This is a genomic window from Chitinophaga costaii (assembly GCF_900094705.1).
In the GTDB taxonomy this organism is placed as follows: domain Bacteria; phylum Bacteroidota; class Bacteroidia; order Chitinophagales; family Chitinophagaceae; genus Chitinophaga; species Chitinophaga costaii.
The window spans coordinates 351,606-376,340 of record NZ_FMAR01000001.1; the positions used below are offsets into that span (position 1 = coordinate 351,606).

Below are 24,735 nucleotides of genomic sequence, written 5' to 3' on the forward strand. Positions count from 1 at the left end.
ATAACGAAAGAAGGCAGGGGGAGCGCGCCTGGTATTATGTAAACAGTAAGAATTAAGGTAGATTTGCTCCAAAATTAAAACACGCATGTCTACAATTGCTTCACCAAACATTGATTTTAGCCTCCCCTACAAGGTTAAGGATATGTCCCTCGCTGCATGGGGACGAAAAGAAATTGAACTGGCGGAAGCCGAAATGCCAGGCCTGATGGCGCTGCGCGAAGAATATGGCGCAAGCCAGCCCCTAAAAGACGCCCGCATAGCCGGCTGCCTGCACATGACCATCCAAACGGCGGTACTTATAGAAACCCTGGTAGCCCTGGGTGCCGAAGTACGCTGGAGCTCCTGCAATATCTTCTCTACCCAAGACCACGCCGCTGCTGCCATTGCCGCCGCCGGCATCCCGGTGTTTGCCTGGAAAGGCCTGAACGAACAGGATTTCGATTGGTGTATTGAACAAACGCTGTTCTTCGGTAGCGAAGACCGCCCCTTGAATATGATATTGGACGATGGTGGCGACCTTACCAACATGGTGTTCGATAAATACCCTGAGCTGATCCAACACATTAAAGGACTGAGCGAAGAAACCACTACCGGCGTACACCGGCTGTACGAACGCATGAAAAACGGTACCCTGCCCATTCCTGCTATCAATATCAATGACTCTGTAACGAAGTCTAAATTCGATAACAAATACGGTTGCCGCGAGTCTTGTGTAGACGCCATCCGCCGGGCCACCGATGTGATGATAGCCGGCAAAGTAGCCGTAGTAGCTGGTTTTGGCGATGTGGGCAAAGGCTCCGCTGAATCGCTTCGCGGAAATGGTGCCCGTGTAATCGTTACGGAAATAGACCCCATCTGCGCCCTGCAAGCCGCCATGGAAGGTTATGAAGTAAAGAAAATGGCCGACGCCGTGAAGGAAGCCGATATTATCGTAACCACTACCGGTTGCCGCGATATCATTACCGGCACTCACTTCAAAGCCATGAAGGATAAATGTATTGTTTCCAACATTGGCCATTTCGATATTGAAATCGATGTAGCCTGGCTCAATCAAAACTATGGCAATACCAAAGTGGAAATTAAACCACAGGTGGATAAATATACCATAGACGGTAAAGACATTATCCTACTGGCAGAAGGCCGCCTGGTGAACCTGGGCTGCGCCACTGGCCATCCCTCTTTCGTAATGAGTAACTCTTTCTCTAACCAGGTACTGGCCCAACTGGAACTGTGGCAGCACCCGGAACGTTACGAAAACAAAGTATATGTACTGCCTAAACACCTCGATGAGAAGGTAGCACAATTGCACCTGAAAAAAATAGGCGTAGAACTGGATGTGCTCACCGATACCCAATCGTCTTACCTGGGCCTGCCCAAAGAAGGACCGTTTAAACCAGACTACTATCGTTATTAAGCTTATACCCGCATACTGTTAAAAGGAATACCGGCCTGTTGCCGGTATTCCTTTTTTTATACAGCCCATCCCTCCTTCGCGGTATACACGTTATACATTTCCTTACTTTTGCACCATGACCAAGCTAAGTGTAAACATCAATAAAATCGCTACGCTGCGGAATGCCCGGGGCGGAAACCTGCCCGATGTGTTGCAGGTGGCCCAGGACATTGAACGCTTTGGCGCAGATGGCATTACGGTACACCCCCGCCCCGATGAACGCCACATCCGCTACCGCGATGTGTACGACCTGAAACCAGTGGTGAAAACGGAGTTTAATATTGAAGGATATCCTTCCAAAGACTTCCTGAAAATGGTGCTGGAAGTAAAGCCACAGCAATGCACCCTGGTACCCGATCCGCCAGACGCTATAACGTCCAGCACCGGCTGGGATACCATTCAACACCAGTCGCAGCTACGCGAGGTGATCAGCGCCCTGCACCAAGCCGGCATCCGCGTATCTATATTTCTGAACCCGGAGGTACGCCTGGTGGAAGCCGCTAAAACAGCGGGGGCAGACCGCATAGAACTGTACACCGGCCCTTACGCCGAAGAATATACGAAAGCCCGCACTCAGCCACAGAACCTACAGTTGTTCAACGATTATAAGAATACGGCCAAAGAAGCCGCCGCCATAGGCCTGGGCATTAATGCCGGCCACGATCTGAATCTGGAAAACCTTCGCTTTTTTAAGCTGCACATTGAACACCTGGCAGAAGTGTCTATTGGCCACGCACTGATAGCAGATGCACTGTATTATGGATTGGAGAATACCATTCAGTTGTACAAACGGCAATTGCAGGACTAACGGGCAAGTATATACGTACTAATGCATCCATTCCTGTAAGGGAATATTGATACCTAAATGATTGAACGCTGCGCTGCGCTGGTAATAAGACCGGGCGTAGCGCAGTTGTATTTTACGGGTCACTACCGCCACTCCCATACTCAGGCCACTGGCCCCTTTGGCATCGGTTTGCGCCAGCTCCTGGCGGCGCAGGTAATTGTAAGCACCGGTAAGCTCCACGTAATGCGCTATCTTCCACTGCACCGCCAGCACCGCATGGCGAAATAGCTTATCGGCCACATGACTTCCTTTTTTAGCCGTATCGGCCACGGCGTCTCCCGGATCGTCATAACGCACGTCAAACTGGTATACATGGTGCAGGGTGGCCGATAGTTGCAAAGGTACATGGGCAAGTTGCTTGGAAACACCCACCTGCAAATCAAATGGCAATGGCTCCTCCTGCCCGGGTGCATAGGTATGTAGCTGCCCGCCCATGTTGCGGGCCACTATGCCAACTTGCAGGCCATGGATGGTATCCTGGTAAGTAATGCCCACATCTGCCAGCAGGCCGGAAGCAGCATAGGCCCCGTAGCGGGAACTCACGAAGTGCAGGGAAATACCGTAATGCCAGCGCTCCAGGTATTGGCGCGCAGCGCTGAGCTGCGCATGCAGGTCGCGGGCGTTGAAATTGCCCTGTATAGTACCGGTAGCATCTGTTTGGGGCAGGGTGCCATAGTTCAGGTATTGTAAACTGGCGGAAAAAGTAGTTTGTAGTTTTTTAGCATAATAGCCGCTCATGGCATGGCCATATTTCACATCGCCAAAGTAAGCGGCGTAACTGGCCGCCAGTTGGCTATGCATGTCCGGTCTTAGCAGCGCCGGGTTCAGCAGGGAAAGGGTAATATCGGAAGTTTGCTGGCTCACATTCACATTGCCCAGGGCAGTGAGCTGCGGCGAGGCTGGCAGGTCCAGGAAAGCAAAAGTATTTCTTCCCCCCAGCACCTGCCCCCCGGCAGAGGCATATAGCCCAAATACCAGCAACAGTGCAGCAATAGAACGATACATGGCAGTTCGGTAAAAGATGCTTTGCATGCTGCACAAGTTACAAAGTAACCTGCATGTAGCTACTTCTTCTTTAGCAGCGCTAAGCTGGCCACCTCGCTCATCTCGCGAACATAATGAAACTTCATCCCTTTGATATAGTCAGGGTTAATGTCGCGAATATCTTTTTCATTTTGCCAGCATAGGATCACTTCTTTAATGCCGGCCCTTTTGGCAGCCAGTATTTTTTCCTTGATGCCCCCTACCGGCAGCACCTGCCCGCGCAGGGTAATCTCCCCGGTCATGGCCAGGTAAGGCTTCACCCGCTTGCCGGTAAAGGCGCTAGCAATGGCGGTGAACATGGTGATACCTGCACTGGGACCGTCTTTCGGCACAGCACCTTCCGGCACGTGTACATGTACGGCTTTATGCATAAACAACTTGGGATCTATGTTATACTCCTCGGCATGGGCCTGTAAATAACTCAGGGCCGTAGCGGCAGATTCCTTCATCACATTCCCCAGGTTGCCGGTGAGTTTTAGCTCGCCTTTCCCTTCACTCAAACTGGTTTCTATAAACAGAATATCGCCCCCCACATAGGTCCAGGCCAGGCCCACGGCTACGCCGGCAGGATTGCCCAGGGTATATATTTCGTTGGAATAACGGGGCTTGCCCAGAATGCGTTCTATGTGCGCTTCCGTCATCACCTCCGGCACTTCTTCTTCCAGTGCCACATCTTTGGCCAGGCTGCGCATCAGTGAGGCAAATACGCGATCCAGTTCCCGCACGCCACTTTCGCGGGTATAGTACTGAATGGTTTTATCCAGCAAGGCATTGCTGAATTTCAGTTTTAAATCTTTAAGGCCATGGGCTTCCTTCTGCTTGGGCAGCAGGTGGCGTTTGGCTATTTCCACTTTCTCCTCTATGCTGTAGCCACTCAGGTCTATAATCTCCAGACGGTCGCGCAGGGCGGGGTGAATGGCATTGATATTATTGGCCGTAGCGATGAAAAGTACTTTACTCAGGTCGTATTCCAGTTCCAGGTAATTATCGTAAAAGCTGCTGTTTTGCTCAGGGTCCAGCACTTCCAGCAGGGCGGAGCTAGGATCGCCACGGCCATCATTGCCTACCTTATCTATCTCGTCCAGAATCATCACCGGGTTAGCACTTTTCACCTTGCGGATGCTTTGCAGCACACGGCCCGGCATGGCGCCGATATAAGTTTTGCGATGCCCTCGTATCTCGCTCTCGTCGTGCAGGCCGCCCAGGCTCAGCCGCACATACTTGCGGCCAATGGCGTTGGCAATAGACCGGCCCAATGAGGTTTTGCCTATACCCGGAGGACCTACGAAACACAGGATAGGCGATTTCATATCGCCCTTTAGTTTCAGCACGGCCAGGTATTCCAGGATGCGCTCCTTGATCTTGTCCATGCCATAGTGATCGTTGTCCAGTATTTTTTTGGCTTTCTTTAAATCGTAACTATCGGCGGTATAATCTTCCCAAGGAAGGTCCAGCATGAGGTCCAGGTGGTTGTACACCACAGAATAATCCGGCGTACTGGGATGCATGCGCTCCAGTTTCTCCGCCCCTTTCTTAAACAGTTCCATCGCGGCAGCCGGCCACTTTTTTAACTCTGCCTTGCGTTGCAACTCCTTTACCTCGCGGTCGTTGCTATCTCCTCCCAGTTCTTCCCGGATGCTTTTAAGCTGCTGCTGCAAGAAGTACTCCCGCTGCTGCTTGTCCAGGTCTGCCTTGGTTTTGTTGGTGATCTTATTTTTCAGCTCTGCCAGTTGCAATTCTGTTTGCAATAATTTCAAGAGCAGTTCGGCACGGGTGTGCAGGTTGTTGATCTCCAGCAATTGCTGCTTGTCGCGCAATTCGGAATTTAAATTGCTCGACACAAAATGCACGAGAAAGGCGGGGTTCTCAATATTCTTGAGAATGATGCTGGCTTCGGAAGGCAGGTTGGGAGAAAGCTGTATGATCTCACCAGCCAGCTCCTTGATCGAAGCAATGTATAAGTCAAATTCAGTGTCCGTATCTTCCGGAAGTTCGTCATGCAGGAGGTTCAACTTCGCCTTAAAATAAGGATCATCACCTGTAATGGAGGAAATGCGGAAACGCTTGCGTCCTTGTATGATGATGGTAGTACCACCATCTGGCATTTTAATGAGCTTCACTATACGGGCCACCGTACCCACATCGCTGAGGTCATTAATAGTAGGATCTTCTACCGTACTATCTTTCTGGGCAATTACCCCGATCAGTTTATCACTTTTATATGCATCGTTTACGGCCTTGATCGATTTATCACGTCCTACCGTGATGGGCAATACTACCCCTGGAAATAATACCGTATTGCGCAAGGGAAGCAGCGCCAGCTCATTGGGTATCTTATCATCTTCTATACCGTCTGCCTCCTCGTTCAATGGGATGATCGGCATAAATTCCATCTCCTCCTCCGAATTACCTAAAAAAATTTTATTCATCGCTAGTATTTAAAGAGCAGGCTACGACAAATTGTCACCATGAAGGCCCGGTAGCCCATCTACCTATGTTTCCTGCTAGTGGTTCAAGTATAATGCCAGAGGCAACTTGTCAGCCTGCCCATGCTACGTGGTTTTAATACAGGTGGGTTACCGGTGCTACAAGGTAGTGGCTGCATGCCATTCATCATAATATGTGCATAAAAAAAGCGCAGTCCTGCGCTTTTTTTAAAGACCCGTAAAAGTTAGCTATTTAGAGCGTAATACCCACGCCTAACTGGATAGCCTGGTTGCGCCATTTAGACTGGTCTGCGGCTTCACTAAAATTATTCATATCCGACAGGCCTACTACATACCGGGCGCTGATATTAATAATGGGTAATTGAAACCAAAGGCCGCCCACTACGCCGAAATCGCCAGTCTTGAATGCATCGCCAGAGGCTTTGATGACGTTTCTGCCACTCACCAGTATGCTGTATTGTGGACCCACTTGCAGCTTTATCCGCGGCGTTCCCAGGGGTATGTTTACCATAATGGGAATGCTCAGGTAATTGAGATTTATTTTTTTTCCATCTGCATCGCTCTGCAGGTTTTCGCCGTTATAAACTTCCCTGAAATTATCTACTGTGCGGGTGGTGCTTTGGGAAAAAATAAGTTCCCCCTGCACACCAAATCCTTTTATAAAATTCACCTGTGCAAAACCACCCAGGTGATAACCCAACTTAAATGCATTGTTATAACCAGTGCCATCCAGCTTACCAAGGTTAGCACCCACTTTAAAGCCCCACTTGAAAAATCCCGTCTGCCCCTTTACTATAGACACAGAACTAAACACCAGTAAAACGATGGCGAAAACGAGTTTTTTCATATTGGATTGTTTTTATGGTTTGTACAAGGGAAACAAATTATGTGCTAAAAAAAAGCGGCCTACAAGGATATCGACATATGTGCAGTAAAGTAGCCGGAAATGCCGCTGCCCGATGAAGCAGTGAGCAACTTAAATACCGTGTATGAAGGCGCCAGGGTAACCCGCCCCACCAGGTAAGATAAATGAAAGCTTACGTCCAGCGCTCGGGCCTCAAAACCCGTGTTAATATCAGCCTGTTTCTGCGGGGTATACGGCCCCGGTGGCGGGGGCAGGGCCATACGGCCTTTGTTGCTCTGCATCATGTATTGGAAGCTTTCCAGCTCACTGTAATAATTGGCCGTACCCGCCGTAAAATTAACCGAAGGGGTTAGTAAAAGAGCATCGTTATGCCGCAATACATCGATGAACATAAAGTCGTGCCGTAAGGATGCAATGAAATTAATATCCTGTCCATGCGTTACGCTGTACAACTTGCGAAATACGGGGTCTTTCTCCTTGCCCCAGCCGAAATCCGCGCTGAGTACCGGTTGCAGCCACCAGCCACGGTAGGCGTAGTAGGCAAACAATTCGTTGGTGATGGGGGTGGCCATAATATCCTCCCGCGAACGCGTGAAGAGGTATTTGGTATAAGTGATGCCTGCCAGGAAGCGGCGGCTTTTCGTATAGTCGTAACCGGCACTCAGGTCCCACTCAAACCAGGGCTGATCGTTGGCTTTAAAAAGGTAATACGTACTTACACCTGCATTCAAGCCGCTTTTGTGATAGTAAGTAAGTGAAGGGGAAAGGTAGGGCTTCAATATCAGATCCTGGGCGGTGTAGGTGTTAATTTTTTTATCGTAGGCCAGGTTGTTGCCATATCCCAGACCGATCACCACATCACTTTTTTCGGAGCGACGGATCATAGAATCCACCTCCCTTTCCAGCTCGGCCAGCGTTTGACCCCAGGCATGGAAACTACTGAATATAAATAGTACAAGGAAACCGCTATACCGCATAGTAATAGGCAAAATCTTAACGCAAGATAAGTATTCCAGCGGGCAGTTGCGCCGGCTACCAACCACTTAGGCCGTAAATAATCAAATTTTAATGCGCGCCTTCAATAACACATTGATTTTAATAGCTGCCATGGCGGCGGGTAGCAGGTTACACCAGCTCTATCAGTGTAATTTCCGGCAAGATACCCACCCTGCCAGGATAGCCCAGGAAGCCGAAGCCCCGGTTCACATAGATCTTTTGCCGGCCTTCTTCATACAGGCCCGCCCACTCTTTGTATACATATTGGGCAGGACTCCAGCGCAGGCCCGGTATTTCTACCCCAAACTGGAAGCCATGGGTATGGCCAGCCAGGGTAAGGTCTATATCGCCATACTGGGGGCGCACTTCCGCATCCCAGTGGGTAGGGTCGTGCGACATCAGGATTTTAAAGGGCAGGTGTTCGGTACCGGCGTATGCCTCTTTCATTTTGCCATATTTCGGAAAATTGCCCAGGGCACTCCAGTTCTCAATACCCAACAGGCCTATTTGCTGGCCCTGCCTTTCCAGCACTACATGCTCGTTCATAAGCAGGCGCCAGCCCAATTTACCATGCAACGCCTTTACGTCCGCCAGGTTTTGCTCCCGGAGCGGGCTGTAGCCGCTGGCATCTCGGTCTGGCCACTCGTAGTAGTCGCCATAGTCATGGTTGCCCAGGGTAGAATATACGCCCATCGGGGCTTTCAGTTGGTTAAACACGTCCATATAATCATCCATCTCCAATGCCCGGTCGTTTACAATGTCGCCGGTAAACAGGATAAGATCTGCATGCAGGTCTTTCACCATATCTACCCCACGCTGCACCGCCTTTTTATTGGTAAAGCTGCCGGAATGAATGTCGGATAGCTGCAAGATGCGCAAGCCTTTGAACGCCGGTGGCAGGTTGGGGAAAGACAATTTCAGCGTCCGGATACGGTAGTCGTAACGGTTAGACATGCCATACACCAGCGTGCCAAATAAACCGCCTCCCAGCAGCACCCCCACGCTGGCGAGAAACTTGCTGCGGGAAATACCCTGACCTGTAACAGGGGCCTGCCGGCCACTGTTGCGGATACGCCGTACTATCCAGGTAATGCCCCGGCGCAGATCGTCTACCAGTAAAAAGATGGCAGCGATTAATTGCGCAATTACCCAGCCCAAAATGAGAAAGGTAACCACCATGCGTATAGCCGTGGGCCACTCCTGCAGGTGCAAGAAATTGCGCAGGCCCCAGGTGAGCAGACCGGCCAGGGAAAAAAACCAGTACATAGTATTGACCACCCGGCGTAAGCCCGGGGAAGCATTCCGCAACAAAGTTTTGATAGCCTGAAACACATATACATCCAACAACAGCATTATGATCAGGATCCAGGGAGACATTCCACGCATAACTATCTTGTAATTTTCTATTAGCGAAAGTAATACTTTGACGCTATGCCAAGCCGTAAACGGGTCCAACCTCTAATTGAATATTTTTACCGTTAAGCCTGGCAGCCGCCCACTTTGCGTCATATACCAGGTTGCGCCGGCGTGATCGCGGAAGGCACCGGTATAGGACCGCTGGCCGGGTGAAAGCCTACCCAATGCCTATGTTGCGCCTAAATTGCCCTACCCAATGCCTGGTATAAAATGTACCAGCGCCTACGTAGTGCCTACTCCAAGCCTGGGTAAAAGTTTCCAGCGTATAAAATAAAGCGTGGCAAAACCACCGCCCGGGTCTGCTAGCTGCGCCCTCATTTCCCTCCAAATGGCCCGCTTATATGACAATTAATGCGAAAATGCAAGACAATGTGCACATCCACACCCGCGTTGTGTATAAATAATAATACCACTCAAGCAAACATTTATTGATTCTCTGTATTTTTGTCCGACCGTGGATGTTATATAAATTATTTTCAATATGAAATTTACCTATTACGGTCATTCTTCCTTTGCGGTAGAGATTAAAGGAAAGAAAATTGTTTTTGACCCATTTATATCGCATAATGAATTGGCCAAACAGGTGGATATAAACACTATCGAGGCAGATTACATTTTTGTAAGCCATGGGCATGACGACCATGTGGCAGACCTCATCACCCTGGCTAAGCGCACCGGCGCTACCGTGGTAGGGTCTTTTGAAGTGGTGGTGTGGGCGTCTAAGCAGGGGGTGGAAAAAATCCATCCCATGAATACCGGTGGTAAGTGGAACTTTGATTTTGGCGCGGTGAAATGCGTGGTAGCCCACCATTCCAGCAGCCTGCCAGACGGCAGTTATGGTGGCAATCCCCTGGGCTTTGTATTTATAACCGAAGAAGGTAATTTTTATTATGCCGGCGATACCGCCCTCACCTTCGATATGGAACTGATACCCCGCTATGCTAGCTTAAACTTTGCTATCTTGCCCATTGGCGACAACTTTACCATGGGTATTGAAGATGCCACCATAGCAGCCGAATTTATCCAATGTCAACAGATAATCGGCGTACATTACGATACTTTCGGTTTCATAAAGATCGACCAGGAAGCGGCCAAAACCGCTTTCTCCAAAGCCGGTCTGAACTTGCTGCTACCCGCCATCGGCAGCAGTATTGAGGTGTAAGCGACTATTATTCCTATATAACCTAGAAACACACATCAATTTTACAATGGCAAGAATTATTGCAATCGCTAACCAGAAGGGAGGCGTAGGAAAAACAACCAGTGCGATTAACCTGGCCAGCAGCCTGGCCGTACTGGAATATAAAACGTTGCTGGTAGATGCAGACCCACAGGCCAATAGTACCACAGGCCTGGGCTTTGACCTGCGCAATATTCAGCAAAGCCTGTACGACTGTATGGTAAACGACGGGCAGGCCCGGGATGTAATCCTGGAGTCTGATACGCCCTACCTGAAAGTACTGCCCGCACATATAGACCTGGTAGGCGCCGAGCTGGAACTGATTAACCATCCTTCCCGCGAGCGGGTCATGAAACAGGTGATCGACAGCGTACAGGCCGACTACGATTTTATAATTGTAGACTGCTCCCCTTCCCTGGGCCTGATTACCGTGAATGCCCTGGTGGCCGCTCACTCCGTGATCATCCCCGTACAGTGCGAATTCTTCGCCCTGGAAGGCCTGGGCAAATTGCTCAATACCATTAAGATCGTACAGAGCCGCCTGAACACGGAACTGGAGATAGAAGGCATTCTCATGACCATGTACGATGGCCGCCTGCGCCTGAGTAACCAGGTGGTAGACGAGGTAAAACAACACTTTGAAGAAAGTGTGTTTAATACCATCATTCACCGCAATACCAAACTGGGCGAAGCACCCAGCTTCGGTAAGTCGGTGATCATGTACGATGCCTCCAGTACAGGTGCCATCAACTACCTGAACCTGGCCAAAGAAATCTTGCAAAAGAATAACATGACCACCATTCATTCCGATTCAAAAATACTTGCAACAAACGATGAGCAATCCGAGTAAGAAAGAGGCGTTGGGAAAAGGTATCCGTTCGCTGCTGCAAAATATTGACACCGATCTGAAACAAACCGCCGGCGCCCTGAGCGATCAGGCCCTGCAAGCCGCTACCGGTATAGAACGGATAGCGATAGACCGGATCGAAGTAAATCCTAAACAGCCACGCCGCGACTTCGATGAACAGGCCCTCCAGGAACTGGCAGCCTCCATCCGCCTGCACGACGTGATACAGCCCGTCACCATTGCCCGCATAGACGGAAAACGTTTTCAACTGATTGCCGGCGAAAGACGCTGGAGAGCCAGCAAAATCGCAGGCCTGAAAGATATACCAGCCTACATACGCCAGGTAAACGATCAGGAACTGTTGGAACTGGCCCTGCTGGAAAACCTGCAGCGAGAAAACCTCAATGCCATCGAAATAGGGCTGAGTTACAAACGCCTCATGGAAGAATGCGTACTGACCCAGGAAGAAGTGGCCGACCGCATGGGCAAGGAAAGAAGCACCGTAACCAACTACATCCGCTTGCTGAAACTACCGCCAGATATCCAGGTAGCTGTGCGCAACGGGAGTATTAGCATGGGTCACGCCCGCGCCCTCAGTGGGGTGGAGAACGTGGAAAAACAACTGTTCATTTTTAACGAAATTGTAAAACACGAACTCTCTGTGCGCGCCACCGAAGAACTGGTGCGTAAGGTAAACCATATCGACAAAGGTCATGTGAAAAAACCACTTAAAAGCAACCTGGCCCCCGCCTACCAGAAAATAGAAGATCACCTGGCCTCCTATTTCGCCACCAAAGTGAAACTGGATCGTGGCAAGAACGGCAAAGGCAGCATCCAGATCGAATTCTATACCGATGAAGAACTGGATAGTATTTTGGAGAAAATAGACTTATACAGTGGGAAATAACCGGAGCCTCGCTGCCTTGTGGCGTTGCATTTTTGTGCTGGTACTCTTGGCGGCCACTTGCCCCTTGGCCCAGGCCCAGGATACAGTGACCAATGCCACTAAAGTGCGCATTGGTGCCCAGATAGCGCAGCGCGACAGCGCCGCCCGCCACCCGCAAATGATATTGTCCGACAGCGCCAAAGCCGCCCATAAAGATTCTATTAAGCTGGAGAAAAAACGCCTGCACGATCCGCGTAAAGCCGCTTTTTACAGCGTGGTGCTACCTGGCTTGGGACAGGCCTATAACCACGAATACTGGAAACTGCCCATCGTATATGCCGCCCTGGGTACTGCCGTGGGCGTTTTTGTATTTAACTACAAAGAGTTTGTGGACTTTCGCAATGCATACCGCCTGCGACTTTCCGGCAATCCCGATGTAAAAGACAAGTATTACGATATTTACCCGGATGCCTCCCAGCTTAAATATATCCGCGATTACTACCGGCAATATGTAGACTACTCGGTGCTGGGCTTTATCGTGGTATATGGGCTGAACATCGTAGACGCTACGGTATTCGCCCACCTCAAGCAATTCGACATATCGCCCGACCTGAGCATGAAAGTAATGCCTACGCTGATCAATAACCGGACGCCCGGCATCAGCGTACGCATAGCCTTGGGCGGTAGCAAACCTATTCCTAGCTACGCATCTTATCAACAATACTGATATCAACACCGCATCTACTCACCTGCGAAATTGAAAACTTAATATGAAGATAGCATTGATCGGGTATGGTAAAATGGGCAAAGCCATTGAAACCATCGCCCTGGCCAAAGGACATTCCATTAGCCACCGCATTGGCAGCCAAAACCCTGAACTACTGGAAAAAGCATCCTTGAGCACCGCAGATGTAGCGATAGAATTCTCCACGCCGGAAACGGCCTTCCCCCATATTCTACAATGCTTTGAGGCCAACGTACCCGTAGTATGTGGCAGCACCGGCTGGCTGGATCACCTGCCGCAAGTGAAAGCCCTTTGCCTCGAAAAACACCAGGCCTTCCTATACGCCAGCAATTTTAGCATCGGGGTAAACATCTTCTTTGAACTGAACCAGCGCCTGGCCGAACTAATGGCCCACCAACACCAGTACGACGTACACCTGGAAGAAATTCACCACACCCAGAAAAAAGACGCACCCAGCGGCACCGCCATTTCCCTGGCAGACCAGATCCTGGCCAAGCTGGCGCGGAAAAAAACCTGGATCAACGAAGCACGGGCCGGGGCAGACCTGCTGCAAATTGTGAGCAAACGCGAAGATCCTACGCCCGGTACCCACACCGTTACCTACACCTCCGACATAGATGATATCACCATCACCCACACCGCTCACTCCCGCCAGGGCTTTGCCGCAGGCGCCGTAGTAGCAGCAGAATGGCTACAAGGGAAAAAAGGCATCTTCACGATGAAAGATGTACTCGACCTTTAATTGTATCTTTGTGTTTTCGTTCATCTGCTTTTTGAAGGCTTGCATTGATTGTCAATAGTTTACTTGTTTATATGCCCTGTAGGCTTACTGTATCATCAACGGTAGTCCTTCATCATTACAACAAAAAGTAGATACAGCATAAAATACCATCACCGTATGTTATCTAAGAAAACGCAATACGCTTTTCATGCCCTTATTCACCTGGCCGAACGTGCAGACCAAGGCCCGGTGCTGATCTCGGAAATTGCACAGGAGAAAAATATCTCCATCAAATTCCTGGAAAACATCCTGCTGGAGTTGAAAAACGCAGGCATGCTGGGTAGTAAAAAAGGAAAAGGCGGCGGGTACTACCTGCTGAAGCCTCCCAAAGAAATCGCACTGGCCAAGATCATCCGCCTGCTGGATGGCCCCATTGCGTTGCTGCCCTGCGTGAGCCTGAACTATTATGAACGCTGTGAAAACTGCCGGGACGAAGCCGTATGCGGCCTGCACGAAGTAATGAGCAAAGTAAGGGATGCCAGTTTGAAACTGCTGGAAAATAAATCGCTTAAAGATATATTGACCAAAAACGTACCCATACCCAAGCTGGGTTGAGGTAAACGCATAGATAAAAAAGAGGCTGTATCATACACCATGATCAGCCTCTTTTTTGTGTCGCTACCTTATTTTAATCCCACTTTCCTGCCCCGCCTTATATTTAGTCTATAGTTTATATAGGTTTTATGTATTTTTGCACCATTGATCAATGCCACTGCCAGCTCATGGGCCGGTAATGGCGGCTGAAAAGGAAGTTATATGACTGCAATTACCACCACCACACTTGCAAACAAGGACATTCCGGCAGCGATCACCTGGCTCACCACCCAATTTCCGGGCGCGGTGGCTTTTTCTACCTCCTTTGGGCAGGAAGACCAGGTGATTGCCGATATTATTTGGAAACATCAACTGCCCGTGCGCGTATTCACCCTCGATACCGGCCGGCTGTTCCAGGAAACGTACGACCTTATAGACCTTACCCGCGCCCGCTACCAGCAGCCCATAGAAATATACTTTCCGGAAACGGCCGCAGTAGAAACCCTGCTGCGGGAAAAAGGGGTGAACAGCTTCTACGACTCCGTAGAAAACCGCAAGGAATGCTGTAACATCCGCAAAGTGGTACCCTTGAACCGCGCCCTGCAAGGGGTAAAGGTATGGATTACCGGGCTAAGGGCAGAACAATCGGAGAATCGCCACGACATGCCCCTCATTGAGTGGGACGAACATCGCCAGCTTTATAAATACAATCCATTGATCAACTGGACGTTTGACCAGATGACCGACTACCTGGCCCAGTACCGCGTACCTTACAATAAGCTGCACGACAAGGGCTTTATCAGCATAGGCTGCGCGCCCTGTACCCGCGCCATTGAGCCGGGCGAACATCCCCGCGCAGGTCGCTGGTGGTGGGAGCTTTCCCAAAAAGAATGTGGCCTGCACGCCTAAGCGAAATATCTTCGCAAGGGCCAGGCGCAGCACCAGCCCCTTTGTTTTTAATGATCTTTTCCATGCATAACCCCGCTTCCTCAGCGGCGGCGGTGATAAATAATAATCAATGAGTAATAAAATTCAATGGCAATTCCCCCAGGCGCTGGAAGATGAAGCGATATACATCCTGCGGGAAACGGCAGCGCAATTTGAGCGCCCGGCCATCCTGTTTTCCGGTGGTAAAGATTCCATCACCTTAGTACGCCTGGCTCAAAAGGCTTTTTACCCGGGCAAAATACCCTTTCCCCTACTGCATGTAGACACCGGGCATAACTTCCCAGAAACCATCGCCTTCCGCGACGAATTGGTAAGCTCGCTAAACCTGGACCTGGAAGTGCGCTATGTGCAGGATAGCATAGATCAGGGCAAAGTGCAGGAAGAAACCGGCAAATACGCCAGCCGCAACGCCCTGCAAACCGTGACCCTGCTGGATGCAATTGAATCGCTGAAATACGATGCCTGCATAGGCGGTGCCCGCCGAGATGAAGAAAAGGCCCGTGCCAAAGAACGCATCTTTTCCGTGCGCGATGAGTTTGGACAATGGAACGCCAAGATGCAACGCCCCGAACTGTTTGATATGCTGAACGGTAAGATCAATCTGGGTGAAAACGTACGCGTGTTCCCCATCTCTAACTGGACGGAGCTGGATGTATGGAACTATATCCGCCGGGAAAACCTGGCCATTCCTTCCATCTACTTCTCCCACGAACGCCCTATCATAGAGCGAGACGGCATGTACTGGCCTTACTCAGCATTCCTGAACACCACGGCATCAGAAAAACCTTTCCTGGGCCGCGTGCGCTTCCGCACCGTGGGCGACATGACCTGCACCGCCGCCGTAGTCTCCGATGCCGATAAACTGGAAGACATTATCTCCGAAATACTGGAAGCCAAGATATCCGAAAGAGGTGCCCGCATTGATGATAAACGTTCCGAAGCCGCCATGGAAAAACGCAAACAGGCCGGTTATTTTTAATCTTTAATTCGCAAACAATGGAAGTACTTCATATAGCCACCTCCGGCAGTGTAGACGACGGCAAAAGTACCCTGATAGGTCGCCTGCTGTACGATACAAAATCTATCACCCAGGATAAGCTGGAAGCCATACACGCCGCCAGCAAACGCAAAGGACTGGACTTTACTGATCTTTCCTTGCTTACAGATGGGCTGGTGGCCGAGCGCGAGCAAGGCATTACCATCGATGTGGCACATATTTATTTTTCAACTCCCACCCGCAAGTACATCATTGCCGACACACCCGGCCATATAGAGTACACCCGCAACATGGTAACCGGTGCCTCTACCGCGCAGGCCTCCCTCATTCTAGTAGATGCCCGCAGAGGCATTGTGGAACAAACTTTTCGGCATTTCTTTATTGCCAATATGCTACGCATCCCCTACCTGGTGGTGTGCGTGAATAAGATGGACCTTGTGGATTATAGCGAACAGCGTTTTAACGAGATCGTTGCCGAGTTTAAACAACTGATTACCGGCGCGGCCTTTAAAGAGCAGCACATCGTTTTTATTCCTATCTCCTCTTTGTATGGAGAAAACTTGGTAACCCGCACCGAAAAATTTAGCTGGTACCAGGGCGATACTTTACTGGAGCATTTAGAAAAAATAGATATAGACCCGGCAGATGCCCGCCACCCCGCTCGCTTTCCGGTGCAGTACGTGATCCGGCCGCGCACCACGGCCTACCACGATTTCCGGGGCTTTGCAGGCCGGGTGGCCAGTGGACATATACAAGTGGGCGACGAACTGGTAGCCCTCCCTTCAGGCAAGACCAGCAAGGTAAAGACAATCGAAAAATTTGAACAACAACTGCCAGCCGCCCATGCCGGCGACAGTGTAATAATAACACTGGAAGATGAAATAGATGTAAGTCGCGGCAACCTCCTGGCCATTGCCAGCCAGCCTCCCTCATCCCGGAAGGAGATTACAGCGGGCATTTGCTGGATGGACCAACAAAAACTGGTACCTGGCAAGACCTATCTTTTGCAGCACGGTGTAAACCGCATCAAAGCAAAGGTACAGGGCATTATACACGTAATAGACGTTACTAACAACCAGGTGATCCCAGATAAAAAAGAACTGGGGCTTAACGACATCGGCACAATTACCCTCAAAACCGCCCAGCCCATTTTTGCGGACACCTTCACGGAAAATCCAGGTAATGGCGCCTTCATCCTCATCGATGAATTCAGCAATGCCACGGTAGCCGTAGGGTTTGTGGAATAAATGGAAACCTCCACCTGCTAAGGGAATTACATAGATTGATACTGTCATAAAAACAAAAACGCTTCGAAATAACATCGAAGCGTTTTGCATGTAAATGGTTGGCTCTTATAATTAACTTTTACGCGACACGATTCTATAATCCGTGCACGCATCGCACTTTATTATTGCTTCAAATTCTTAATCATATCTACCGTCATCTTTTCCAGGTCGTATTCATGCTTCCAGCCCCAGTCGTTGCGGGCCAGTTCATCGTCTATACTACCCGGCCAGCTATCGGCTATTTGCTGACGGTAATCGGGTTCGTAACGCATGGTAAAGCCGGGAACATGTTTGCCTATTTCAGCACCGATTTCTTTCGGGGAGAAGCTCATAGCACCCAGGTTGTAAGAAGAGCGCACCTTGATATGATCTTTGGGCGCTTCCATGAGTTCTATGGTAGCGCGGATGGCGTCTGGCATATACATCATGGGTAGGTAGGTATCTTCTTTGAGGAAGCAGTTATAGGCCTTGCTTTCCAGTGCATCATGAAAAATTTCGATGGCGTAATCTGTAGTGCCGCCGCCGGGGGCGGACTTATAACTGATAAGGCCGGGATAGCGCAGGCTGCGTACATCTATGCCATAGCGATGGTTATAATATTCGCACCAGCGCTCTCCGGCAAATTTGCTGATGCCATAAATTGTAGTAGGCTCAATCACCGTATGCTGCGGCGTATCCACCTTCGGCGAAGTTTGGCCAAATACGGCGATGGAACTGGGCCAGTATATTTTATCGAGCCCTTCTTCCTTGGCAATGTCCAGTACATTCAGCAGGCTTTGCATATTGATATGCCAGGCCAGCAGGGGATTTTTTTCGCCGGTGGCGGAGAGAATGGCGGCCAGCAGGTATATCTGGGTAATGTTGTGACGGATTACCAGCACATGCAGCATTTCCTTGTTCATCACATCCAGCGACACATAGGGGCCGGAGCCTTTCAGCAGTTCATGTTCCTCCCGCAGATCGGAGGCTACCACGTTGGTATCGCCATACATCTTACGCAAGGCCAGGGTAAGCTCCACGCCAATCTGTCCGCAGGCACCGATCACCAATATCTTATCTTTCTTCATAGTTGCTTGTTGTGGGCCAAAATTACTTGGTTGTGTAATATTAACTGCTTGCCGGTGGATTTTATAACCCGCCAACAGGTGTTTACAGTGCGGTAACAATACCGGTGGTTAGCACCGGCAGGCGTTATATCGGAAAGTGCCATTGCCAGGGCATTTGCCGGTATTTGGTATAAAAAAGAACCTACTCACATTACAGTTTCATGACAATCTCATAAGGAGCGTTTCCTGGCGGAAAGCCTGCATCTTAGGCAATGCCCTTGAAAACAACTAATTTTGCAAAAATTAAAGCAGCTCATTGTAATGGAACAACTTCAGCAAATTTTTAAAGACCAGCCTTATCATACAGACAACTTTTTCCTGATTGCCGGTCCTTGTGTGATCGAAGACGAAGCCCTGCTGATGCAGGTGGCAGAGCGCGTATCCGCCATTTGCAAACGCCTGGAAATTCCCTATGTTTTTAAAGCCTCTTACCGTAAGGCCAACCGTACCAGCGTACATTCCTTCACTGGCATTGGCGATGTTGAGGGCTTAGAACTGCTGCAAAAAATTGGCAAAACCTTTAACCTCCCCGTAACCACCGATATTCACTCTGCTGCGGAAGCCGCCATGGCAGCCGCTTACGTAGATGTACTCCAGATCCCGGCTTTCCTGTGCCGCCAGACCGATATCCTGATGGCCGCCGCCGAAACAGGGAAACTGGTGAATGTGAAGAAGGGACAATTTCTGAGTGGTGAAGGCATGAAGTTTGCCGTAGAAAAAATCAGACAAGCAGGTAATAACAATATATGGCTCACAGAACGGGGCACCACCTTTGGTTACCAGGATCTGGTGGTAGACTATCGCAACATTCCGATTATGAAGGCCCATGGCGTTCCCGTGGTAATGGACTGTACTCATTCGTTGCAACAGCCCAATCAAAGCAGCGGTGTAACTGGAGGTAATCCACAGATGATAGGCACTATAGCCAAAGCCGCCATTGCAACGGGTGCAGACGGTTTGTTTATAGAAACCCATCCCATTCCCAGCCAGGCCAAATCCGATGGTGCCAATGTGTTGCAGCTGGACCTGCTGGAGCCCTTGCTGGAAGAACTGGTGGCATTGCGCCGGGCTGTGAAGCGATAAGCGGGTAGATAACCTTCCTGCCCCTCACCGCTCCCAACCGTCGCGGCACAAACTTTGCTAACTTTTCATCAAATCTTCCCCCATGATCAAAATACATGACCTCCGCGTAGGCGACACCGTAGTAGCTCAATACGAAGGCGTCCTCAAACAAGGCGTAGTGACCGGTCTTAACCACGATGAAAAGCAAATTAGTGTGGTAACCGACGAACAGGAATTCTGGTACAACCAGGAAGACCTCTTCCCTATTGCTCTTGGCGAAGAGCAATTGGCTGCGCTAAAATTTACCCGCAATAATAATATTACCCAAGGTGCGCAATACGAACGCGGACCGTTTATCATCCGCTTCTACGTGAGCGATGGTGAAAAGCATACCGCCCTCCAGTACCGCGATGAGATCCGTGAGCTGAAAGGCGATCTCACGGTGAATACCTTGCAGAATCATTATACCGCCATGACCAATTTTCACCTGGACTGATCCAGGGACACAAAACGACTTATGTACAAAAAAAAGCGAATCGTACAGTACAACAGGTACTGTACGATTCGCTTTTTTCATTTTGATGTAAAAAGGCGAAAGGGGAAGAAGCTTTTACAGGGAACGTAATGGATTACGGCGGTCACGAAGGATATAATCCTTCATGTTTACCCAAAAGGCCAGTATCATATACACGATAACCGGCGAACCCATAGCCAGAAAAGTAATGTAAATAAAAAACAGCCGGATGCGGGAAGTGGCAATACCCAAGCGCTCTCCGATAGCAGTGCAGACCCCGAAAGCCTGCCATTCTACAAATTCTTTTAAGCGGTTCATATATCAAATTTATCAAATTCCCTTCATAAAATGAAGTAAGTGCCTTACAGAAATTGTGCCTGGACGGGGAAGGAAATATATTATTTATATATTAAAAATAATATTACTATGAATTTATTTTATAACCATCTCACCCTGAGGCAGGTACAAGGGCTGGCGTGGCCGGCGGCCCCCATCAATTGCAGCTTTTAACCTTGCAACAACGAAATTTTAGTTAATTTCGCGGTGCAATTTATTCATCGTTAATATATTTTTTATCATGGTGTTTGACATAGACGTAATTAAGAAAGTGTATGCGGCCTTACCGGGTAAAGTGGAAGCTACCCGCAAGATGCTAGGTCGCCCGCTTACATTGGCCGAAAAGATTTTATATGCTCACCTGTACGCTCCGACTACCGCTGCTTATGAGAGAGGTAAGTCCTATGTAGAATTTGCACCAGACCGCGTAGCCATGCAGGACGCCACTGCCCAGATGGCCCTGCTGCAATTTATGACCTGTGGCCGCGACCAGGTAGCTGTACCCTCTACCGTACACTGTGATCACCTGATCCAGGCCAAAACCGGCGCCGTAGCCGATCTTAACACTGCTCTCGACACCAATAAAGAAGTGTATGATTTCCTTGCTTCTATTTCCAATAAATATGGTATCGGCTTCTGGAAACCCGGCGCCGGCATTATTCACCAGGTAGTACTGGAAAATTATGCCTTTCCCGGTGGAATGATGATTGGTACCGACTCCCACACCCCTAATGCGGGTGGCCTTGGTATGCTGGCCATTGGCGTAGGTGGTGCAGACGCCGTAGACGTTATGGCCGGCCTGCCCTGGGAACTGAAAATGCCTAAACTCATTGGCGTAAAACTAACCGGTAAACTGAGCGGCTGGGTATCTCCCAAAGATGTGATCCTGCGTGTAGCAGGTATCCTCACCGTAAAAGGCGGTACTGGCGCTATTGTGGAATACTTTGGTGAAGGCGCAGACAGCCTGAGCGCCACGGGTAAAGGCACCATCTGCAACATGGGTGCTGAAATTGGTGCTACCTGCTCCGTATTTGCTTATGACGATAAAATGTCTGCCTACCTGCGCTCTACCAGCCGCGAAGAACTGGCTTCCATGGCCGATGCCGTGAAAGAACACCTCCGCCCGGATGAAGCCATTTATAGCGATCCTTCCAAATTTTACGACCAGGTAATCGAAATTAACCTGGACGAATTGGAACCACATGTAAACGGCCCCTTTACGCCAGACCTGGCCTGGCCTATCTCCAAATTTGCACAGGCCGTAAAGGAAAATAACTGGCCGGAGAAACTGGAAGTAGCTCTTATCGGCAGTTGCACTAACTCCTCTTATGAAGACATTAGCCGTTCTGCTTCCTTGGCCAAACAAGCCATTCAGAAGAACCTGGACGTAAAATCTGAATTTACCATTACCCCGGGTTCTGAACTGGTGCGCTTCACCATTGAACGCGATGGCTTGCTCAATACCTTTGACCAGATTGGCGGCGTAGTACTGGCCAATGCCTGCGGTCCCTGCATCGGGCAATGGGCGCGTCATATAGACGATCCCAACCGCAAGAACTCAATCATTACTTCCTTTAACCGCAACTTCGCCAAACGCAACGACGGCCTGGCTTCTACCCATGCCTTTGTAGCTTCTCCGGAGATTGTAACCGCCCTGGCCATTGCCGGCGACCTGACCTTTAACCCCCTCACCGACACCCTGAAAAACAGGGCCGGCGAAAACGTGAAACTGGACGAGCCTACTGGTTATGAACTGCCTCCGCAAGGCTTCTCCGTGGATGATCCGGGTTTCCAGCCGCCTGCTGCCGATGGTAGCGGCGTAGAGGTAATTGTATCGCCTACCTCCGACCGCCTGCAACTGCTGGCCCCCTTTGCCGCCTGGGAAGGTACTGACCTGAAAGGCCTGAAACTGCTCATCAAAGCAAAAGGTAAATGTACCACCGACCACATCTCCATGGCCGGCCCCTGGTTGAAATACCGTGGTCACCTGGACAACATCTCCAACAACATGCTGATTGGCGCGGTGAATGCATTCAATGATAAAACCGACACTGTTAAGAACGAGCTGACGGGGGAATATGGTTCCGTACCCGCCACCGCCCGTGCTTACAAAGCTGCTGGCTTAGGCTCTGTAGTAATAGGCGACGAAAACTATGGGGAAGGCTCCAGCCGCGAACACGCTGCCATGGAACCCCGCCACCTGGGCGTTCGTGCCATTCTGGTGAAATCTTTCGCCCGTATTCACGAAACCAACCTGAAAAAACAAGGAATGCTGGGCCTCACCTTCGCAGATAAGGAAGATTACAACAAGATCCAGGAAGATGATACTATCGACATCCTGGGGCTTACCACCTTTGCGCCAGGCACCCCGCTTACCGTGGTACTGCACCATAAAGATGGCAGCGCAGACAGCATCACCGTAAACCATACTTACAATCAACAACAGATTGAGTGGTTTAAAGCCGGTGGCGCCCTGAACGTAATCCGTGCTGAAGCGGCTAAAAACAAATAACCGTTTTTAACATCACTGCATAAACTGGAAAGGCTGGCCGTTAGGGCCGGCCTTTTTTGCAGGCATTAGGTATAGAAATAACCCGCAATGTTGTATCTTTCTGCAACAAAGAAACCCGGCTTATTACACGTTATGTTATTATGCTCACCCTCAATTATAAGACTACCATGAAAAAATTAACGGTACTTGCCTTACTGGCAGGAGCGCTCACCCTGGCTGCATTTAAAACTGCTAAAGTGAAAAAGATTGTATTCTTTGGCGATTCTATTACCCAGATGGGCGTGCAGCCCGGTGGCTATGTGGATCTCATTAAAAGTAACCTGTTAAAACAAGGCAACAAAAACTACGAGGTAGTAGGTGCTGGAATAGGCGGCAATAAAGTGTACGACCTGTACCTGCGCATGGACGATGATGTGTTGGCCCAGCATCCCGACATTACCGTAATATGGGTAGGGGTAAACGATGTATGGCATAAATCGTCGTTTGGAACCGGCACCGACCCCGACAAATTTGTAAAGTTTTACACCGCTATTATTAAAAAATTACAGGAACACCACAGCAAGGTAATTGTAGTTACCCCGGCCACCATTGGGGAAAAGAAAAACGGCGAAAACAAACAGGACAGCGACCTGGATAAGTATAGCGAAAGCATTCGCCAGCTTGCTGCTGCCCAACAAATACCGGTAGTAGACCTGCGCAAGATCTTCACCGAATACGAAGCCACCCACAATACCAGCGATGTGGAAAAAGGCGTACTAACCGTAGACGGCGTACACCTGAACGCCACCGGCAATCAACTGGTAGCGGAAAAGATGTGGGATGCTATTAAATCTATAGAATAATATGGGGTTACTCTTTGTGAGAACGGCCGTTTAAACGCTTTACGTTGAATCTTCTGGCAAGGCTCACACGAAGATTGCCCGTACCATACCCTTCGTAGGCGTTGGTAGAGGATATACCATTGTGCGTATCAAAATTCTCCCAATGAAGGCCAGCGAAATAACGGGTAGAGTTGTACCCTACGCCTAGTCTTAGCATATTATTCCAGGCAAAGCCATAGCCATGTTCCCGGTTATTGTCTGCCATCATGCGGGTGCTGTTGGTATTAGCACCGGCACCCAGCGTGACTACACCCGTAATAAAGAAATGTTTGGCTATTACCACCGTGTAGCCGTAACCGGCACTCACCGTAAGTTGGAAGGTGTTAGCACGATCATATTGCAATCCGTTCATAAAATCATCCTTCGTATTGGCTGGTACAATAGCACTGTCGCCCCGCATATTCACATACATTCCCGAAGCGCCTACCAGGAAGGATCCCGCACTCTTCTTCTGATAATCTACCTGAATAGTATTGGCCCGGTAAGAAAAACGTTCATCGTTGAAAACGTAGGTTACGTTTAAGCCGCCACTCGTACTTTTCAGGTCAGGACGCCGGGCGTGCAAACCATCCTCCTTATAATTATTCAGGGTACCTTCCGGATCGGTCAGATAATAGCCCCGGTAAAATTGCAAGTAAGCATCCACTAACCACTTGCGTAGATACACGTGGGTTTGAAGGTCTAAATATTTGGGCTTACCATACTTTTCTTTACTGCCATTGTTGATAAAAGGAAAGTTAAAACCCAGGTTTATTCCAATGGAACGGTAGTTTGCGCCAATACCAAAGTTGTAGGGGGTGTGCGATAAATAAGTAAGTCGCTTATGACTGTCTTTGTCAAACACACTGAAATAACCATATTTATGGGATTCAAACAGGCGAACGGTAAGCTGCCGGGAGAGGTCCTCCACATACGCGGTATCATTTACAGTGCTTAACCAGGATGATTTTTCCTGTGCTACAGCCAGGGAACTACAGGCACAAAGCATCCCCATCATACATAAAAGCTTGGTGGTGTACATGCATCTTCTTTACGAATTTTATACAATATGC

General features: G+C 49.5%; 23 protein-coding genes. 15 read left to right on the top strand and 8 right to left on the bottom strand.

Going from position 1 to position 24,735, the window contains the following annotated elements; translation table 11 throughout:
* Window positions 1-85: 85 nt before the first annotated feature.
* Window positions 86-1,414 carry an adenosylhomocysteinase gene (gene ahcY, locus GA0116948_RS01170; protein ID WP_089708165.1) on the top strand — a complete coding sequence of 443 codons (1,329 nt, stop codon included), beginning with the start codon at window positions 86-88 and terminating at the stop codon, window positions 1,412-1,414.
* 115 nt (window positions 1,415-1,529) lie between these two features.
* Complete coding sequence (locus GA0116948_RS01175) at window positions 1,530-2,261, top strand: pyridoxine 5'-phosphate synthase (RefSeq protein WP_089708167.1); 732 nt, start codon at window positions 1,530-1,532, stop codon at window positions 2,259-2,261.
* A gap of 18 nt (window positions 2,262-2,279) precedes the next feature.
* Here the strand turns inward: GA0116948_RS01175 and porQ are convergent, their stop codons facing one another.
* The 5 genes from porQ to GA0116948_RS01200 form a co-directional block, all read right to left on the bottom strand.
* Window positions 2,280-3,332, bottom strand: a complete 1,053-nt coding sequence (gene porQ / locus GA0116948_RS01180) for a type IX secretion system protein PorQ (RefSeq protein ID WP_089708169.1) — start codon at window positions 3,330-3,332, stop codon at window positions 2,280-2,282.
* 32 nt (window positions 3,333-3,364) lie between these two features.
* A complete protein-coding gene (gene lon, locus GA0116948_RS01185; RefSeq protein WP_089708171.1) occupies window positions 3,365-5,773 on the bottom strand; it encodes an endopeptidase La in 2,409 nt (802 codons plus the stop codon).
* A gap of 250 nt (window positions 5,774-6,023) precedes the next feature.
* Window positions 6,024-6,638, bottom strand: a complete 615-nt coding sequence (locus GA0116948_RS01190; RefSeq protein ID WP_089708173.1) for a porin family protein — start codon at window positions 6,636-6,638, stop codon at window positions 6,024-6,026.
* A 59-nt stretch (window positions 6,639-6,697) separates the two neighbouring features.
* Window positions 6,698-7,633 carry a hypothetical protein gene (locus GA0116948_RS01195; protein ID WP_089708175.1) on the bottom strand — a complete coding sequence of 312 codons (936 nt, stop codon included), beginning with the start codon at window positions 7,631-7,633 and terminating at the stop codon, window positions 6,698-6,700.
* A gap of 148 nt (window positions 7,634-7,781) precedes the next feature.
* The gene (locus GA0116948_RS01200; RefSeq protein WP_089708176.1) at window positions 7,782-9,038 is read right to left on the bottom strand and encodes a metallophosphoesterase; all 1,257 of its coding nucleotides are present in this window, start codon (window positions 9,036-9,038) and stop codon (window positions 7,782-7,784) included.
* A gap of 511 nt (window positions 9,039-9,549) precedes the next feature.
* Here GA0116948_RS01200 and GA0116948_RS01205 point away from each other — a divergent pair.
* The 9 genes from GA0116948_RS01205 to GA0116948_RS01245 all read left to right on the top strand — a co-directional run bounded on the left by GA0116948_RS01205 (window position 9,550) and on the right by GA0116948_RS01245 (window position 17,233).
* On the top strand, window positions 9,550-10,230 hold the full coding sequence (locus GA0116948_RS01205) for a metal-dependent hydrolase (RefSeq protein WP_089708178.1): 681 nt from the start codon (window positions 9,550-9,552) through the stop codon (window positions 10,228-10,230).
* A gap of 46 nt (window positions 10,231-10,276) precedes the next feature.
* Window positions 10,277-11,098, top strand: coding sequence for a ParA family protein (locus GA0116948_RS01210; protein WP_089708180.1), 822 nt, complete (start codon window positions 10,277-10,279; stop codon window positions 11,096-11,098).
* Window positions 11,082-12,002: a ParB/RepB/Spo0J family partition protein gene (locus GA0116948_RS01215; protein WP_089708183.1), complete on the top strand. Its 921-nt coding sequence runs from the start codon at window positions 11,082-11,084 to the stop codon at window positions 12,000-12,002. Before GA0116948_RS01210 ends, GA0116948_RS01215 begins: the two co-directional genes overlap by 17 nt.
* Entirely contained in the window at window positions 11,992-12,708 is a 717-nt protein-coding gene (locus GA0116948_RS01220; protein WP_089708185.1) for a DUF5683 domain-containing protein, read from the top strand. Before GA0116948_RS01215 ends, GA0116948_RS01220 begins: the two co-directional genes overlap by 11 nt.
* Before the next feature lie 43 nt (window positions 12,709-12,751).
* The gene (gene dapB / locus GA0116948_RS01225; protein WP_089708187.1) at window positions 12,752-13,468 is read left to right on the top strand and encodes a 4-hydroxy-tetrahydrodipicolinate reductase; all 717 of its coding nucleotides are present in this window, start codon (window positions 12,752-12,754) and stop codon (window positions 13,466-13,468) included.
* Window positions 13,469-13,624: 156 nt separating this feature from the next.
* Window positions 13,625-14,062 (top strand): RrF2 family transcriptional regulator, encoded by a 438-nt coding sequence (locus tag GA0116948_RS01230; RefSeq protein WP_089708189.1) that lies wholly within the window; start codon window positions 13,625-13,627, stop codon window positions 14,060-14,062.
* 201 nt (window positions 14,063-14,263) lie between these two features.
* Complete coding sequence (locus GA0116948_RS01235; protein ID WP_089708191.1) at window positions 14,264-14,950, top strand: phosphoadenylyl-sulfate reductase; 687 nt, start codon at window positions 14,264-14,266, stop codon at window positions 14,948-14,950.
* Window positions 14,951-15,059: 109 nt separating this feature from the next.
* Window positions 15,060-15,968, top strand: a complete 909-nt coding sequence (gene cysD, locus GA0116948_RS01240) for a sulfate adenylyltransferase subunit CysD (RefSeq protein WP_089708192.1) — start codon at window positions 15,060-15,062, stop codon at window positions 15,966-15,968.
* Window positions 15,969-15,985: 17 nt separating this feature from the next.
* Window positions 15,986-17,233, top strand: coding sequence for a sulfate adenylyltransferase subunit 1 (locus tag GA0116948_RS01245; RefSeq protein ID WP_089708194.1), 1,248 nt, complete (start codon window positions 15,986-15,988; stop codon window positions 17,231-17,233).
* A gap of 161 nt (window positions 17,234-17,394) precedes the next feature.
* Here GA0116948_RS01245 and GA0116948_RS01250 read toward each other — a convergent pair whose 3' ends face one another.
* The gene (locus tag GA0116948_RS01250) at window positions 17,395-18,339 is read right to left on the bottom strand and encodes an NAD-dependent epimerase/dehydratase family protein (RefSeq protein WP_089708196.1); all 945 of its coding nucleotides are present in this window, start codon (window positions 18,337-18,339) and stop codon (window positions 17,395-17,397) included.
* A gap of 273 nt (window positions 18,340-18,612) precedes the next feature.
* Between GA0116948_RS01250 and kdsA the strand changes: the two genes are divergently transcribed.
* Both kdsA and GA0116948_RS01260 read left to right on the top strand, forming a co-directional pair.
* On the top strand, window positions 18,613-19,461 hold the full coding sequence (gene kdsA / locus GA0116948_RS01255; protein WP_240619106.1) for a 3-deoxy-8-phosphooctulonate synthase: 849 nt from the start codon (window positions 18,613-18,615) through the stop codon (window positions 19,459-19,461).
* An 82-nt stretch (window positions 19,462-19,543) separates the two neighbouring features.
* Window positions 19,544-19,936 carry a hypothetical protein gene (locus tag GA0116948_RS01260; protein WP_089708201.1) on the top strand — a complete coding sequence of 131 codons (393 nt, stop codon included), beginning with the start codon at window positions 19,544-19,546 and terminating at the stop codon, window positions 19,934-19,936.
* A gap of 114 nt (window positions 19,937-20,050) precedes the next feature.
* On the opposite strand, the gene GA0116948_RS01265 is transcribed toward GA0116948_RS01260, so the two are convergent.
* Complete coding sequence (locus tag GA0116948_RS01265; RefSeq protein WP_089708203.1) at window positions 20,051-20,272, bottom strand: PspC domain-containing protein; 222 nt, start codon at window positions 20,270-20,272, stop codon at window positions 20,051-20,053.
* A 259-nt stretch (window positions 20,273-20,531) separates the two neighbouring features.
* On the opposite strand from GA0116948_RS01265, the gene GA0116948_RS01270 reads away from it, so the two are divergent.
* Together GA0116948_RS01270 and GA0116948_RS01275 are read left to right on the top strand one after the other, a co-directional pair.
* On the top strand, window positions 20,532-22,802 hold the full coding sequence (locus GA0116948_RS01270) for an aconitate hydratase (protein ID WP_089708205.1): 2,271 nt from the start codon (window positions 20,532-20,534) through the stop codon (window positions 22,800-22,802).
* Window positions 22,803-22,969: 167 nt separating this feature from the next.
* The gene (locus tag GA0116948_RS01275) at window positions 22,970-23,644 is read left to right on the top strand and encodes an SGNH/GDSL hydrolase family protein (protein ID WP_089708906.1); all 675 of its coding nucleotides are present in this window, start codon (window positions 22,970-22,972) and stop codon (window positions 23,642-23,644) included.
* Between the two features lie 7 nt (window positions 23,645-23,651).
* On the opposite strand, the gene GA0116948_RS01280 is transcribed toward GA0116948_RS01275, so the two are convergent.
* Window positions 23,652-24,704 (bottom strand): DUF4421 domain-containing protein, encoded by a 1,053-nt coding sequence (locus GA0116948_RS01280; RefSeq protein WP_089708207.1) that lies wholly within the window; start codon window positions 24,702-24,704, stop codon window positions 23,652-23,654.
* Between the last annotated feature and the right edge of the window lie 31 nt (window positions 24,705-24,735).

Coding starts and splice junctions, on each gene's coding strand:
- GA0116948_RS01205 (WP_089708178.1), top strand. CDS start 9,550: ATGAAATTTACCTATTACGGTCATTCTTCCTTTGCGGTAGAGATTAAA.
- GA0116948_RS01245 (WP_089708194.1), top strand. CDS start 15,986: ATGGAAGTACTTCATATAGCCACCTCCGGCAGTGTAGACGACGGCAAA.
- GA0116948_RS01235 (WP_089708191.1), top strand. CDS start 14,264: ATGACTGCAATTACCACCACCACACTTGCAAACAAGGACATTCCGGCA.
- GA0116948_RS01230 (WP_089708189.1), top strand. CDS start 13,625: ATGTTATCTAAGAAAACGCAATACGCTTTTCATGCCCTTATTCACCTG.
- ahcY (WP_089708165.1), top strand. CDS start 86: ATGTCTACAATTGCTTCACCAAACATTGATTTTAGCCTCCCCTACAAG.
- lon (WP_089708171.1), bottom strand. CDS start 5,773: ATGAATAAAATTTTTTTAGGTAATTCGGAGGAGGAGATGGAATTTATG.
- GA0116948_RS01280 (WP_089708207.1), bottom strand. CDS start 24,704: ATGTACACCACCAAGCTTTTATGTATGATGGGGATGCTTTGTGCCTGT.
- GA0116948_RS01200 (WP_089708176.1), bottom strand. CDS start 9,038: ATGCGTGGAATGTCTCCCTGGATCCTGATCATAATGCTGTTGTTGGAT.
- porQ (WP_089708169.1), bottom strand. CDS start 3,332: ATGCAAAGCATCTTTTACCGAACTGCCATGTATCGTTCTATTGCTGCA.
- GA0116948_RS01275 (WP_089708906.1), top strand. CDS start 22,970: ATGAAAAAATTAACGGTACTTGCCTTACTGGCAGGAGCGCTCACCCTG.
- GA0116948_RS01270 (WP_089708205.1), top strand. CDS start 20,532: ATGGTGTTTGACATAGACGTAATTAAGAAAGTGTATGCGGCCTTACCG.
- GA0116948_RS01195 (WP_089708175.1), bottom strand. CDS start 7,633: ATGCGGTATAGCGGTTTCCTTGTACTATTTATATTCAGTAGTTTCCAT.
- GA0116948_RS01215 (WP_089708183.1), top strand. CDS start 11,082: ATGAGCAATCCGAGTAAGAAAGAGGCGTTGGGAAAAGGTATCCGTTCG.
- GA0116948_RS01175 (WP_089708167.1), top strand. CDS start 1,530: ATGACCAAGCTAAGTGTAAACATCAATAAAATCGCTACGCTGCGGAAT.
- GA0116948_RS01210 (WP_089708180.1), top strand. CDS start 10,277: ATGGCAAGAATTATTGCAATCGCTAACCAGAAGGGAGGCGTAGGAAAA.
- dapB (WP_089708187.1), top strand. CDS start 12,752: ATGAAGATAGCATTGATCGGGTATGGTAAAATGGGCAAAGCCATTGAA.
- GA0116948_RS01250 (WP_089708196.1), bottom strand. CDS start 18,339: ATGAAGAAAGATAAGATATTGGTGATCGGTGCCTGCGGACAGATTGGC.
- GA0116948_RS01260 (WP_089708201.1), top strand. CDS start 19,544: ATGATCAAAATACATGACCTCCGCGTAGGCGACACCGTAGTAGCTCAA.
- GA0116948_RS01190 (WP_089708173.1), bottom strand. CDS start 6,638: ATGAAAAAACTCGTTTTCGCCATCGTTTTACTGGTGTTTAGTTCTGTG.
- cysD (WP_089708192.1), top strand. CDS start 15,060: ATGAGTAATAAAATTCAATGGCAATTCCCCCAGGCGCTGGAAGATGAA.
- GA0116948_RS01265 (WP_089708203.1), bottom strand. CDS start 20,272: ATGAACCGCTTAAAAGAATTTGTAGAATGGCAGGCTTTCGGGGTCTGC.